This window comes from Pantoea sp. X-Soil-MYKO-1785, assembly GCF_059730675.1.
The window spans coordinates 42,509-55,712 of sequence record NZ_AP036002.1; the positions used below are offsets into that span (position 1 = coordinate 42,509).

The 13,204-nt window shown below is 49.6% G+C and carries 9 protein-coding genes and 6 pseudogenes; 10 read left to right on the forward strand and 5 right to left on the reverse strand.

Going from position 1 to position 13,204, the window contains the following annotated elements:
• Positions 1-30: 30 nt before the first annotated feature.
• A complete protein-coding gene (locus AC6I8D_RS23390) occupies positions 31-573 on the reverse strand; it encodes a YfaZ family outer membrane protein (RefSeq protein ID WP_312056680.1) in 543 nt (180 codons plus the stop codon).
• Positions 574-633: 60 nt separating this feature from the next.
• A complete protein-coding gene (locus tag AC6I8D_RS23395; RefSeq protein ID WP_312056681.1) occupies positions 634-870 on the reverse strand; it encodes a YgdI/YgdR family lipoprotein in 237 nt (78 codons plus the stop codon).
• Positions 871-1,767: 897 nt separating this feature from the next.
• Here AC6I8D_RS23395 and AC6I8D_RS23400 point away from each other — a divergent pair.
• The 3 genes and pseudogenes from AC6I8D_RS23400 to feoB form a co-directional block, all read left to right on the forward strand.
• Positions 1,768-1,971, forward strand: coding sequence for a hypothetical protein (locus AC6I8D_RS23400; protein WP_312056683.1), 204 nt, complete (start codon positions 1,768-1,770; stop codon positions 1,969-1,971).
• Between the two features lie 707 nt (positions 1,972-2,678).
• Complete coding sequence (gene feoA / locus AC6I8D_RS23405; protein ID WP_046289418.1) at positions 2,679-2,906, forward strand: ferrous iron transporter A; 228 nt, start codon at positions 2,679-2,681, stop codon at positions 2,904-2,906.
• Positions 2,903-4,240: pseudogene (gene feoB, locus AC6I8D_RS23410) on the forward strand (Fe(2+) transporter permease subunit FeoB); the annotation flags it as partial. The gene feoA and the pseudogene feoB, both read left to right, overlap by 4 nt.
• A 365-nt stretch (positions 4,241-4,605) precedes the next feature.
• Here feoB and AC6I8D_RS23415 read toward each other — a convergent pair.
• Positions 4,606-4,998, reverse strand: a pseudogene (locus tag AC6I8D_RS23415) (glutathione synthase); the annotation flags it as partial.
• Positions 4,999-5,063: 65 nt separating this feature from the next.
• Here AC6I8D_RS23415 and AC6I8D_RS23420 point away from each other — a divergent pair.
• Entirely contained in the window at positions 5,064-5,768 is a 705-nt protein-coding gene (locus AC6I8D_RS23420) for an IS6-like element IS26 family transposase (RefSeq protein ID WP_001067848.1), read from the forward strand.
• A 50-nt stretch (positions 5,769-5,818) separates the two neighbouring features.
• Here AC6I8D_RS23420 and AC6I8D_RS23425 read toward each other — a convergent pair.
• Positions 5,819-6,412 (reverse strand): annotated as a pseudogene (locus AC6I8D_RS23425) (alpha/beta hydrolase); the annotation flags it as partial.
• Positions 6,413-6,536: 124 nt separating this feature from the next.
• Between AC6I8D_RS23425 and yaaA the strand changes: the two are divergent.
• Entirely contained in the window at positions 6,537-7,316 is a 780-nt protein-coding gene (yaaA, locus tag AC6I8D_RS23430) for a peroxide stress protein YaaA (protein WP_092720585.1), read from the forward strand.
• 27 nt (positions 7,317-7,343) lie between these two features.
• Entirely contained in the window at positions 7,344-7,970 is a 627-nt protein-coding gene (locus tag AC6I8D_RS23435; RefSeq protein WP_148570042.1) for an HD domain-containing protein, read from the forward strand.
• A gap of 15 nt (positions 7,971-7,985) precedes the next feature.
• On the opposite strand, the pseudogene AC6I8D_RS23440 reads toward AC6I8D_RS23435, so the two are convergent.
• Positions 7,986-8,681: pseudogene (locus AC6I8D_RS23440) on the reverse strand (cryptochrome/photolyase family protein); the annotation flags it as partial.
• Between the two features lie 3 nt (positions 8,682-8,684).
• On the opposite strand from AC6I8D_RS23440, the pseudogene AC6I8D_RS23445 reads away from it, so the two are divergent.
• From AC6I8D_RS23445 to AC6I8D_RS23460, 4 genes and pseudogenes are all read left to right on the forward strand, one after another.
• Positions 8,685-9,278 (forward strand): annotated as a pseudogene (locus AC6I8D_RS23445) (oxidoreductase dimerization domain-containing protein); the annotation flags it as partial.
• A gap of 108 nt (positions 9,279-9,386) precedes the next feature.
• Positions 9,387-10,934, forward strand: a complete 1,548-nt coding sequence (locus AC6I8D_RS23450) for an IS91-like element ISCR8/ISPps1 family transposase (RefSeq protein WP_076205821.1) — start codon at positions 9,387-9,389, stop codon at positions 10,932-10,934.
• A 223-nt stretch (positions 10,935-11,157) separates the two neighbouring features.
• Positions 11,158-12,651 (forward strand): annotated as a pseudogene (gene aroA, locus AC6I8D_RS23455) (3-phosphoshikimate 1-carboxyvinyltransferase); the annotation flags it as partial.
• A gap of 109 nt (positions 12,652-12,760) precedes the next feature.
• Entirely contained in the window at positions 12,761-13,144 is a 384-nt protein-coding gene (locus AC6I8D_RS23460) for a hypothetical protein (RefSeq protein ID WP_148570043.1), read from the forward strand.
• Positions 13,145-13,204: the final 60 nt, after the last annotated feature.

Below are 13,204 nucleotides of genomic sequence, written 5' to 3' on the forward strand. Positions count from 1 at the left end.
ACAAGGGATAGAGGGAACAACATTTACCGATCAGAAGGTCAGGCCACCCCCAATGAAGGGACCGTCAATCAGCGTATGACCGGGACGTCCATCTTTGCCATCCACACCCGCATAGCGATAACCCGCTTTCAGCGTCAGTGGCATCATCGGTGTCCAGCTGATTCCGCCATCGGCCTCAACGAAATTTTTAACGCTGTTAGCGAAGGATTCGGGAGCCGAATATCCCTCACCGTAGAGGGCAAAATTAGCCGGCAGATTCAGCCTTACACCGGCACCGACCGGGAAGGCGACGCCGTTATCGCCTTTTTTACCGCCGATATAGGTGGCTTTGACGCCCGCTGACAGCATCACCGGGCCTGCTTCCAGGCTATAGCCGGTGCCCGCTTGCCCAATCTGCACGCCGTCGTCGGTGTTTTTAACCCACTGGCTATCCAGATAAAGTCCGCCTGAAGAACGCCCGATTTCTGCGTCGAGGGCAGTAAAGTTTTTACCCTGCTCTGCGCTCAGGCCGATGGCCATAGCCGATGACGAAGCACACAGCAGCAGGCTGATGCCAATCACAGTTGTTTTCATTTCAGTAATCCCTGGTGTAACAATGGCTGCTTCGCAGTCTCGTTTTAAGTCAATAAATCTCTATTTTTCAACAATCTCTTTTACATCCTGCTGCTGCAGTTGATGCGTATTACCGTCGGTATCTTTGTATGAGATCAGGCCGGTTTCTTTATCTTTGGCAGGCTTGCCGTGGGTGGAAATCATATGCCCGTCGCGGGTCGAGATGACGTAATTGCCTGAACATCCTGCAACCAGCATCACCGTAGTGAGCAGGGCAAGGGGAAATAACGTTTTTTTAGCTGTTGCTGAGAGTTTCATTTTTACTTCCTGATACAGTCTGTTAATGACACGCGGTATTGTCGGGACGCTGCATTTTCACCCTCGTTTATTAAACCGATGGTTAACACCATGACCTGAGTGAGTTTTAAATAATCTGTCATGATTCAGATCATGGTTGATCGATGTCGCCCTTTACTTGCCGGCAAAAATCCACGTTCACCCTCATATTTATGCTGGCGCATCCGTTGGTAAATAAGCTGCCGGAAAAAGGCGTGTTGACGGCTGACGTTGTCAGAGCAACCGTGAATAGCGCAGGCTATTCGCTGCGGTTCGGGAAAGCGTTAATCCGGGATAAAGCGTCATCGGAATAATCCCGGCGCGGGCAAGCGCATCAGCATAAACAGGCCAGGTTTTAAACAGCGCCACAGCGAAATAGCGCAGCGTGAACGATTCGTCCAGCCGGTAATGGCGGTGTAAGTGTGGCTGCGCGGGTGCGGTTAAATCCGTCCGGCAGATAAATATATTACGGCCATTTTTTTCTGGAGCAGTTCAGCAGAGCAGGCATTTTCTTTTCGAAGGTTCAGACTATTACGCCATCACAGCTTAGCTTTGTGCGGATCGGCTATCGGGGCCATCACGCTAAATAACCGAACCGGTTACATTAAAAACCGGGTTTTAAGATTTCTGCCAGCATCAATCCGAGGTCCGGCTGCATAAAATAGCGCGGGTTTAACGCTTCGGTTAATCCCCGAAATCGCTCGGCGATAAATTTAACCGGCGATGTAGCCGACTATGCTGGCTGGCAGAGGTAACTCGTCAGCTGCGGTATAGCGTCAGGGGCCCGACTGAGAGTGTTCATCGGGCCGGTCAGCATCGGGAAATCGCCCTTTAGCACCCGGGACAGCGTTTATCTGCTGCTAACGGTTAAGGACAGGTATGAACAGTTCGGATCAGGCAGTCATCAGCGCCACTTCATTTACGCAAGCCGCAACGTTGCTGGAGCAGGGCAGTCGGGCGCGCATCCGGCTTAGCTGGAATATTTCAGGCGATGAGTTTTTTCGCCTGGTTAATCTGGTTAAGCAGGGCAGCGAGATGTCGATTGAAAGAGAGGAAGATGGTTTCTGGCTGACGCAGAAATAAGCCGCTGAATTTAATAAGTTATGCGGCATAGCAGAAGCAGGCCTGGCGGTGAGGGGCCTGCTGAAGAGCGAGGGTGCGTTTGCCGGGTATTTTGCCAAAAGAGACCAGTGACAGATGAAGCTTTTACTGCAATTAGTTACATCATCCTGTAGTGCCCTGTTTATTGGCACAGCCCGATTTTATCGCGGAGCCCCTCCATACAGAGTCCGCTGCGATGTGAGAGTATGACGTCGTTCTGATCGTTGTAGAGTGCAAACTTCAAACATGCGCCCGGAATAACCTCCTGACGAGGCGCCCCGCCGGGCCGCAGGCCCGATATGTTTATTCGCTGTATTGAATGATGTAACTAAGCCGCTAACGGTTATCTGCCTGACCGGCAGCCAACCGCAAGCCCCCGGAAATCACCGATTTCATGTCGCACGCGCCATAAAATCAGCTCACCGGGGCGTCGGGCTTAGGGTACGTAGAGTGTAGCGGTCAGTCCGTTATGTCTGGCAGGAGATAGTTTTGCCTGTCAGCCAGCACCCGTCGCCGGCCTCCGTTTCACAGCCTGCCAGTAAAACGCTGAGATTACGAGGTGAATCTGCCGTTTTCTGAACCAGCGTTGACGTTTCCTGACATTAATCCGCTTCGCCTGATCTTAGATCAAATTCCGGAATGCTTATCATTTATATAATCACTGCTTCTTACCACAAACAGATGGTTATATGTCGATGAACATGCACAGTACCTATCGAATCCTCGGCTATCAGCCCGCGGTGAACCCCGCATGGCGTCAGAAATTGCTCACCATGGGAATGCTGCCGGGTGCGGTGATTGAGATCATCCGCGTCGCGCCAATGGGCGATCCGGTGCAAATCCGTACCCGCCGGGTCAGTCTGGCGGTACGTCAGCGTGACCTTGACGCCATTGTTCTTGAGGAAATGGTCTCATGAAAAACATAACCATTGGGCTGATCGGTAATCCTAATACCGGTAAAACCACCTTATTTAATCAGCTGACGGGTGCCCGCCAGCGGGTAGGAAACTGGGCTGGCGTAACCGTCGAGCGCAAAGAAGGACAATTTTTTACCGCTCAGTCCGATGTGCGGTTAATCGATTTGCCTGGCACTCGTTCTCTTACCACGCTCTCAGCGGAAAGCTCAATCGATGAGAGTATCGCCTGTCAGTATCTGTATAACGATCACGCCGATTTAGTGATTAACGTGGTCGATGCGTCGAACCTTGAAAGCAATTTGTTCCTGACGTTTCAGCTACTCGAACTCGGTGTGCCCTGCATTGTAGCCCTCAACATGCAGGATATTGCTGCCAGCCAGAATATCGCTATTGATGTTGAAGCTCTGTCAGCACGGCTGGGCTGTCCGGTCGTCTCTCTGACCTCAACCCGCGGCGAAGGCATTGCACAACTCAAGACACTGATTGACCAGCCGCACCGTTATACCGCGCCAGAGCGGGTGCGCTATCCGGAAAATGTGGAAGCCGCGATTACTCAGCTCTGCACGCTGATGCCCGCGTCGATAACGCCGCAAAAACGCTACTGGCTGGCATTACAGTTACTGGAAGGCGATATCAACAGCCAGCAGCTCTGCCCAACGCTGGTACCTCAACTGCCGGAGATCGTTCAACAGGCCGGTGGTGATACCGGGGTGCTGATTGCCGATTACCGCTATCGTGCGATCCACGCACTGTGCGCCGCCGTCAGTAATATTCACCACGCTGCGCCTGGCAGTCTGACCAGCCGGATCGATAACATCGTGCTGAACCGCTGGCTGGGTATTCCGATATTTCTGGCGGTGATGTACGTGATGTTTGTATTGTCGATTAATATCGGTGCCGCGTTACAGCCGCTGTTTGACAGCAGTTCGGTGGCGATATTTATCCATGGTGCACAATGGCTGGGCTACGTCTGTCATTTTCCGGCTTGGCTGACCGTCTTCCTGGCGCAGGGGATAGGGTCGGGCATCAATACCGTGCTGCCGATTATCCCCCAGATTGGGCTGATGTTCCTTTTCCTCGCGTTTCTGGAGGATTCCGGTTACATGGCGCGAGCCGCCTTTGTCATGGATCGCCTGATGCAATCGCTGGGTTTACCCGGTAAATCCTTTGTGCCGTTAATCGTCGGATTTGGCTGCAATGTGCCTTCAGTGATGGGCGCCCGCACGCTGGATACGCCGCGTGAACGCCTGCTGACGGTACTGATTGCACCCTTTATGTCCTGTGGGGCGCGGCTGGCCATCTTCGCGGTGTTTGCTGCTACGTTCTTGGGGTCCGCTTGGAAAACGGAAAATATCCCACGCTAAGACTGTTTGCTGTACAAATTGATGTCGACAGCGCGTAATGACCGTAGTCACAGGAACAGCTAATGGTATTGAAAATTGACCCGTAACTGAAACAGCATCGACCCAGCAGCGATGATGTGAACCTTGAAGAACTTTGGGTGCAGCCTCTTATAGCAGCAGTTTTTGCTGTTGTTCCCTTAATAAGATATGCCCTGTAAATACCCTCATGGCTTCATTTATAATACTATTATTAGCTTACTACGACTCAGTCTAGAAACAGCATCATCTCCACTGGGGCTAAAACACCACTTACCGCATGCTTTCATATAACCAGATTTCAGCCCCCTTGAAAGGGACTAATCGCTGTATACCAGCGAGTCTAAAACACCTTGTCCACTATGGACCCCTCCCTCTGTCGATTCAGCTGATTTGCTACGAATTAGATATCCAGCAAAACTGTGCTCAGCACTGGAGGGATTGTTATCTGTCTGCACGGAGAACATTCCAAGTTCGCTTATCAAATCATTCACCTTATGCAACTCCCCTTTACGCACAATCAAGGTGGGCATAGCTCGGGGCTGAGGGTGTAAACGGCGCATCAGCGACCAGGACTGATATTGTTGTGGAGTGAGTTCCGTCAGTTTTGTCAGGATATCCGCACCAAACAGACAATGCCCCCCGCCTTCACCCTGATTTTTGAGAACCCAGGTTTCCGAAGGAGACTCTTTTGCAAGGTTGATACTATCCGGGCGGCACTGTTGCAAATAGTCGGTGGTGATAAACTTATCATCCCCTTTTGCTGATGGAGCTGCACATGAACCCATTCAAAGGCCGGCATTTTCAGCGTGACATCATTCTGTGGGCCGTACGCTGGTACTGCAAATACGGCATCAGTTACCGTGAGCTGCAGGAGATGCTGGCTGAACGCGGAGTGAATGTCGATCACTCCACGATTTACCGCTGGGTTCAGCGTTATGCGCCTGAAATGGAAAAACGGCTGCGCTGGTACTGGCGTAACCCTTCCGATCTTTGCCCGTGGCACATGGATGAAACCTACGTGAAGGTCAATGGCCGCTGGGCGTATCTGTACCGGGCCGTCGACAGCCGGGGCCGCACTGTCGATTTTTATCTCTCCTCCCGTCGTAACAGCAAAGCTGCATACCGGTTTCTGGGTAAAATCCTCAACAACGTGAAGAAGTGGCAGATCCCGCGATTCATCAACACGGATAAAGCGCCCGCCTATGGTCGCGCGCTTGCTCTGCTCAAACGCGAAGGCCGGTGCCCGTCTGACGTTGAACACCGACAGATTAAGTACCGGAACAACGTGATTGAATGCGATCATGGCAAACTGAAACGGATAATCGACGCCACGCTGGGATTTAAATCCATGAAGACGGCTTACGCCACCATCAAAGGTATTGAGGTGATGCGTGCACTACGCAAAGGCCAGGCCTCAGCATTTTATTATGGTGATCCCCTGGGCGAAATGCGCCTGGTAAGCAGAGTTTTTGAAATGTAAGGCCTTTGAATAAGACAAAAGGCTGCCTCATCGCTAACTTTGCAACAGTGCCGTTTTAAGTAACCTGTAAAGAAATGATTCGCACCAGGTAAAACAGTAATCAGATGACGTTGTGGTTTTGCCCAAACAATCAGGTCAGATAATAAAGTCACTTCATCACCTTCACCATGAATGAACAAAATATCACCTTTAATTTCAGGGGTAACATAGTGACGTAAACCAGCAACAGTTGCAGTGGGCAAACCACATAAAATGACTTGTACTGGCTTAATTTCATCTGGCAGGGCATGGTAGCTTTTTGCCATAACATGAGCGCCAAAGCTGAAACCACCGACATAAAAAGGCAGACCAATATGCTTAGAGCGAACTTGTTTAATGACTTCTAGAGTATCGTCAGTTTCACCAAAACCTTCATCATGAAGACCTTCACTTTGGCCAGAACCACGAAAACTGGGGCGATACACAATACAACCACGCTCCATAAACATTTGTGCCAAAAGTGTAGGAACTTTATGTTGGGGCGTACCGCCTTGTAATGGATGAGGATGAGATACAACCGCGAATCCTTTCACTTCACCCTGTGGATAATCTACAAATACTTCAATTTTTCCAGCAGGTCCTTGAATGAAAATTTGCTCGGACATATGACAACCGACTAATAACAGGAGAATAGGCTATTTTACCGATAATGCTCAGTAAAAACACAAATTGGAAATAAAATAACGCTGCTGTTATAGTCTGTTTAATTATTTTTTGATCAGGTTGTCCATGCTCGCCTTAATTTCTCCTGCAAAAACGTTAGATTATGAATCTGCTTTACCCATGGATCTTTTTACATTACCAAGATTGTTGGAACATTCACAAGAACTTATAGACATAAGTCGTAAGTTATCTGTCTCAGATTTATCCAGTTTAATGCACATTAGTGAAAAAATTGCCAAACTGAATGTCGAACGCTTCAATGATTGGCAATCAGAGCTCAATTTTTCAAATGCACGTCAGGCAATCTTTGCTTTTAAAGGGGATGTGTATACTGGTCTAGATGCCTATCATCTTAAAGATACGGATATTGAGTTTGCTCAACAACATTTGCGTATGCTGTCTGGATTGTATGGTTTATTGCGTCCACTCGATTTAATGATGCCTTATCGTTTAGAGATGGGAATCAAATTAAAAAATGCCCGTGGGCATAACCTATATGAGTTTTGGGGCAGTCATATCACAGATTTAATTCATCAAGATTTGGAAGAAACCAATTCTAATCTGTTGTTAAATCTTGCTTCGGATGAATATTATAAAGCTGTGATCTCAACTCATTTGAAGGCTGAGATTATTAAGCCTGTGTTTTTGGATCAAAAAAATGGTCAATACAAAGTCATTAGTTTTTATGCTAAAAAAGCACGTGGCCTGATGGCACGCTATATGATTGAAAATAAAATTGAGAAGGTTGATGAATTGAAATCATTTGATATTGATGGTTATTCTTTTGATGCGGCCAGTTCCTTAAAAGGCGAACTGGTGTTTAAACGCAATGAGCGAATAGCCTAAGCAATATAATCAAAAAGGCAGAGTCCAATGCAGACAGATTTTCAACAGTTTAAGCAATATTGGAGTCTGCTGGCTATCGCTCATCAATGGTCCGATGGCTTAAGTTTAAAGGTTTATCAGAGGCTTGAGGCGGCTTATACAGAGCCGCATCGGTACTATCATAGCATACAGCATATTGTAGAATGTCTGACTCTATTTCATCAGATCAAAGCTCAGTTAAATGATCCTCTCGCCGTGGAAATTTCAATCTGGTTTCATGACGTGGTTTACCAACTACAAGCTTGTCATAATGAAAAGCAGAGTGCACAACTCATGAGTGATTATTGTGCCGATATTTTGACTTCAAGTCAGCTCAAAAAAGTGTTTCGCTGGATTGAAGCAACGGAGCAACATCTACCTACATTTGAAACGGATTTACAATATTTACTGGATATTGATTTGGCTATTTTGGCCAGTTCTGTTGAGCGTTTTGAACAATATCAACATCAGATCTGGCAAGAGTATCAATGGGTTGAACCAGATATTTATAGAAAAAAACGTCAGCAAGTACTGGCTTCTTTCTATCAGCAACAACCCTTATACCGTACTTGCTTTTTACATGAAAAATTAGAACAACAAGCTAAATTAAATCTCGTGAATGCTTTAACGAAATAGGCTTAAAGACCTTGCTTAAAGTCCCTTAAATGCTTCTAGTGCACGCAGTCGGCTTTGTTTTAAATCGACCATGGGTTTGGGATAATTGAGCTTGAGATCAGGATTTCGTGCATAGGGATCATGAATACTCTTTGCATCTAAATGTGCCAATTCAGGTACCCAAGTGCGGATATAATCACCTTGTGGATCAAATTTTTGTGACTGACTCACTGGATTGAAAATACGAAAATAGGGCACTGAATCCGTACCTGTGGAGGCGCACCATTGCCAGCCACCATTATTGGCAGCCAAATCTCCATCAATTAAATGTTGCATAAACCATTGTTCGCCTAGCCTCCAGTCTATTAAAAGATTTTTAGACAGAAACATCGCTACAATCATGCGAACACGATTATGCATCCAGCCAGTCGAAAGCATCTGGCGTATGCCTGCGTCTACAATAGGAATACCCGTTTGACCCATTTGCCAAGCGTTTAAAGCTGTTGAATCTTCAATCCAAGCAAGCTTTAATGTGTTTTCTTTGAACGGTAAGTGTTTAGAAACTTGAGGAAAGTCAAACAAAATATGTTGATAGAACTCACGCCACAAAAGTTCATCCAGCCAAATTTGTTGACCCTCATGATCAATATGAAAATGACCTTGCTGTTCACGAAATAATGCTTGGATACATTGGCGAATAGACAATATCCCGATATTTAAATAAGTTGAGAGTCCAACGTGGACATCCAGATGCGCACCAATGTGCCGCACATCTTCGCCATCGGCGACATCGTGGGCCAGCCCATGCTGGCGCACAAGGCGGTGCACGAGGCGCATGTGGCAGCCGAAGTCATCGCCGGTGAACTGCAAGGCAACAAGGAACTGGCCGCTGCCGCCTTCAACGCCCGCGTCATCCCCAGCGTGGCCTACACCGACCCCGAAGTGGCCTGGGTGGGGCTCACCGAAGACCAGGCCAAGGCCCAGGGCGTCAAGGTCAAGAAAGGCCTGTTCCCCTGGGCCGCCTCCGGCCGTGCCATTGCCAACGGGCGCGACGAAGGCTTCACCAAGCTGCTGTTCGACGACAGCCCCGAAGCAGGATCAGGAGACGGCCATGCTGGCCGGGGCCACGGCAAGATCTTGGGCGGTGGCATGGTCGGCACCCACGCGGGCGACATGATCGGAGAGATCGCGCTGGCTATCGAGATGGGTGCCGACGCAGTGGACATCGGCAAGACCATCCACCCGCATCCAACCCTTGGCGAATCCATTGGCATGGCGGCGGAAGTGGCGCATGGCAGCTGCACGGATGTGCCGCCTGCGCGCAAGTAAGTCCGCAGCCAAGCTACCCTGCCAAGGCCCGAACTGGCGACGGTTCGGGCCTTGTGCTTTGCGTACCCAAACAATCGCCGCAGAATACTGTGCATTTGTACAGTATTCATGTCAGCCACTTCCAAGCCCAAGCTCTACAACCCACGCCACCCCGAACGCACGCTGCTCTACCAAACGGTAGCCGAGCACTACGAGACCTGGCTAGAGTTGGCCAGCGCGGGTCAGTTCGACGGCCAGGGCGACCACCACACCCCCAAGCCCTTCGTGCGCAAAGCGTTTGCCAAGTATCTTGAGTGCGGCATCTTTGCCCATGGCTTTGCCCGCGCTCGCTGCGGCGACTGTGGGCACGACTACTTCGTCGCTTTCTCCTGCAAAGGCCGGGGAGTCTGCCCCTCGTGCACCACCCGGCGCATGGTGGAGACAGCAGCGCACCTGAACGATCACGTATTCCCCCGCCTGCCGGTGCGCCAGTGGGTGCTGTCGGTTCCCAAGCGGCTTCGTTACTTCATGCAGCGCGACGGAGCGGTGCTGAGCATGGTGCTGCGCATCTTTCTGCGGGTGATCGCACAAACTCTGCAGACCCACAGCCCCGGTGCGGCCCATATGGACAAGGCAGGCCTGCACATCGGTGCCATCGCCTTCATTCACCGATTCGGCTCCAGCCTCAATGAACACGTCCACTTCCACGTTTGTGTGGTGGACGGGGTGTTTGAGGAAGTGGAGGGCGAGGGCGATGCTGATGCGACCCCTCGAATCTCATCGCCGGGTGTCATCTTTCACGCGGCCACCGGCATCGATGCGGCTACCGTGGCCCCAGTGCAGACCACACTGCAAAAACGCATCCTGCGCGCCTTCGTTGCTCGGGGCCTGCTGGAGAACTGTGACGCCAAAGACATGCTGGGCTACAAACACAGCGGCTTCTCGGTGGATGCGGGGGTGTGCATCGAAGCCCACGACCGCGCTGCGCTGGAGCGGCTGCTGCGCTATTGCGCGCGTCCACCGTTTTCCATGGAGCGCCTACGCAAAGAGGGAAGCAAACTGGTGTACCGCTGCGGCAAGCAGCGCAGCGAACCCACCAGCGACAAGCGCGGTGCCAAGGTTGATGAGCTGCACCTCACACCGCTGGAACTGATCGACCGCATCGCCGCGCTGGTGCCACCGCCACGCACCCACCGGCACCGCTACTTTGGTGTGCTGGCACCAAACTCGCCGCTGAGAGCGGCGGTAACGGCGCTGGCTCAGCCTGCTGCGTCGCAACCAGCCACGGTGGAGACTGCACAACCTGGCGCGGGCGTACCTGGGGTGGCGGCGCCGGGCAACGCGGCCACACCCACACCCGAACCTGAAGCACGCCCGAAGCGAGCGGCGCATTACTTGTGGGCGGTGCTGATTGCCCGCATCTACGAGGCATTTCCGCTGCTGTGCCCCATGTGCGGTGGGCAGATGCGCATCATTGCCTTCATCACCCACAGCGCCGAAATCCGCCACATCCTGAACCACATCGGGGTGGAGTCTGCCCCCCCGCACATCACCCCGGCACGCGGGCCACCGCTGTGGGAGGGCTGCGACGCGCCGGTGGATGATGGTGCGCAAGGCGAGCCGGATTGGGATCTGGCAGCTCAACCCGACGAGGTAGACCAGCGCGTCAATTGGTGACCCAGTGAAGCGGCGGTATCCATCGCTGCGGGGAAGCAGCTGCGCGCGCGCCAGGCCCAAATGCATACTGCCTCCCAAGCTCTTGCCATTGAGCGGCAAGCGAGCGCTCAACCTTCCTTGGCCGAACGTGTTTCGAGGCCCAAAACTCGTGCCATACTTGGCCTCATGCGGTTGAATTTCCTATCCGTCGTGCCATACTTGGCCTCATGCGGTTGAATTTCCTATCCGTGGCTTTGAAAAACAGCTCGCAACGTTACGTCAATTAATTGAAGATGAAAACTCACAAGCTTTAATGGGCGTGTTGGGACATGCGCAAGCCGCACGACAACATTTTAATCATATGCTTGCCAATAAACCTTTGATGGAGAAAAATAAAGTGACACAACAATTTACTATTTTACCCGGTGCGAAAACTTTCCAAGGTAAATTTACGGTACCCGGTGATAAATCAGTGTCACATCGCTCCATCATGTTTGGCGCAATTGCGGAAGGTACAACGCGTGTTACCGGTTTCTTGGAGGGTGAAGATGCTTTGGCGACTTTACAGGCTTTTCGAGATATGGGTGTCAGTATCGAGGGACCTAAAAATGGTGAAGTCACCATTCATGGGGTGGGCATGCACGGTTTAAAAGCCCCTGCTAGTGCTTTGTATATGGGGAACTCTGGAACCTCAATGCGTTTACTTTCAGGTATGTTGTCTGCACAAAAGTTTGATTCGGTGATGACGGGTGATGCATCGTTGTCTAAACGTCCAATGGAACGAATTGCTCAACCTTTGCGTGCAATGGGTGCGCAAATTCAAACCACGGGCGAACGTGGTACACCACCTGTGTCTATGATGGGTGGTCAACATTTACAAGGCATTCATTATGATTTGCCTATGGCTTCTGCACAGGTGAAATCAGGTATTTTATTGGCAGGTCTATGGGCAAAGGGTGAAACTTCAATTACTGAGCCTGAACCTACGCGTGACCACTCTGAACGTATGCTACGTGCTTTTGGTTATGATGTAAAAACTGAAGGCAATCGTATTTCATTACAAGGCGGTGGAAAGCTGATTGGGACTGACATTCAGGTTCCATCAGATATTTCTTCAGCGGCTTTCTTTATGGTCGGTGCTGCAATTACTGAAGGTTCAGATATTACCTTAGAAGCTGTTGGTATTAATCCAACACGTACAGGTGTAATTGAAATTTTGAAACAAATGGGTGCAGACTTAACTGTAGAGAACGAACGGATTGCAGGCGGAGAGCCGATTGCAGATATTCGCATTAAAGGCACACGTACTTTAAAGGGTATTCATATGCCTGAAGATCAAGTTCCTTTGGCGATTGATGAGTTTCCTGCGCTTTTTATTGCAGCAGCATGTGCTGAGGGTCAAACCATTTTAACAGGAGCTGCGGAGCTTCGAGTCAAAGAGTCTGATCGAATTCAAGTGATGGCAGATGGTTTAAAAACGATGGGAATTGACTGCACACCGACGGATGATGGCATTGTTATTGAAGGTCAGGGCAAAGCGGGTGACTGGTCTGCAATTTTCACTGGTGGTGAAATTGAATCACATCATGATCATCGTATTGCCATGAGTTTTAGTATGGCGGGTTTACGTACTTCAGGTGCAATTAAAATTGTAGGAACAGAAACGGTTGCAACCAGTTTCCCAACCTTTACTGAACTGACCAATCAAGCAGGGCTTACTATTCAAGTGAGTGAATAATTGGTCTGATATTTGTTATTTGTTTGACAACAACCAAGCTTTTGCTTGGTTGTTTTGTTTTTATTGCTTATTCTAAAACCATACAATAAAAATGAACTTGGATCAGCAAATGAGAAAACTACAATTTACCGCACATTGTGAAAAGCATAATCCTGCTTCACCACAGTCCAATGATTGTGATACGACTCAAGCTTATGTGGCGGATCTTTTGGCACAGCAACTTGAACAGTATGGCTTTAAGACTCAAAATATCTGCACAGATTCAAAGCAATTGTCGGTAAGTGTGGAAAATCATCCATTACCTTTATCTGTCACTTGTCGAAAAAAGTCTGAAAATGGCCTATTGATGTGTGAAATTTCTTCACATCCTGAAGAAGAGCAGGATTGGTTTTCAAGAATAGAAATGCAAAGCGTGATTAAACAACTGGCACAAGCGGTCGAAAATACGTTAAAGCAAGATAAATCTTTTGCTGAGTTTGAGTGGAAAAGTTGATAGAAGTGAGCAAAATTTTTGTGTCGAAGTCAGCAATACTTCTGAATAACTAAGCTGAAA

Excerpts from the sequence above, each read along its gene's own strand:
- AC6I8D_RS23390 (WP_312056680.1), bottom strand. The coding sequence starts at position 573 with ATGAAAACAACTGTGATTGGCATCAGCCTGCTGCTGTGTGCTTCGTCA.
- AC6I8D_RS23395 (WP_312056681.1), bottom strand. The coding sequence starts at position 870 with ATGAAACTCTCAGCAACAGCTAAAAAAACGTTATTTCCCCTTGCCCTG.
- AC6I8D_RS23400 (WP_312056683.1), top strand. The coding sequence starts at position 1,768 with ATGAACAGTTCGGATCAGGCAGTCATCAGCGCCACTTCATTTACGCAA.
- feoA (WP_046289418.1), top strand. The coding sequence starts at position 2,679 with ATGTCGATGAACATGCACAGTACCTATCGAATCCTCGGCTATCAGCCC.
- AC6I8D_RS23420 (WP_001067848.1), top strand. The coding sequence starts at position 5,064 with ATGAACCCATTCAAAGGCCGGCATTTTCAGCGTGACATCATTCTGTGG.
- yaaA (WP_092720585.1), top strand. The coding sequence starts at position 6,537 with ATGCTCGCCTTAATTTCTCCTGCAAAAACGTTAGATTATGAATCTGCT.
- AC6I8D_RS23435 (WP_148570042.1), top strand. The coding sequence starts at position 7,344 with ATGCAGACAGATTTTCAACAGTTTAAGCAATATTGGAGTCTGCTGGCT.
- AC6I8D_RS23450 (WP_076205821.1), top strand. The coding sequence starts at position 9,387 with ATGTCAGCCACTTCCAAGCCCAAGCTCTACAACCCACGCCACCCCGAA.
- AC6I8D_RS23460 (WP_148570043.1), top strand. The coding sequence starts at position 12,761 with ATGAGAAAACTACAATTTACCGCACATTGTGAAAAGCATAATCCTGCT.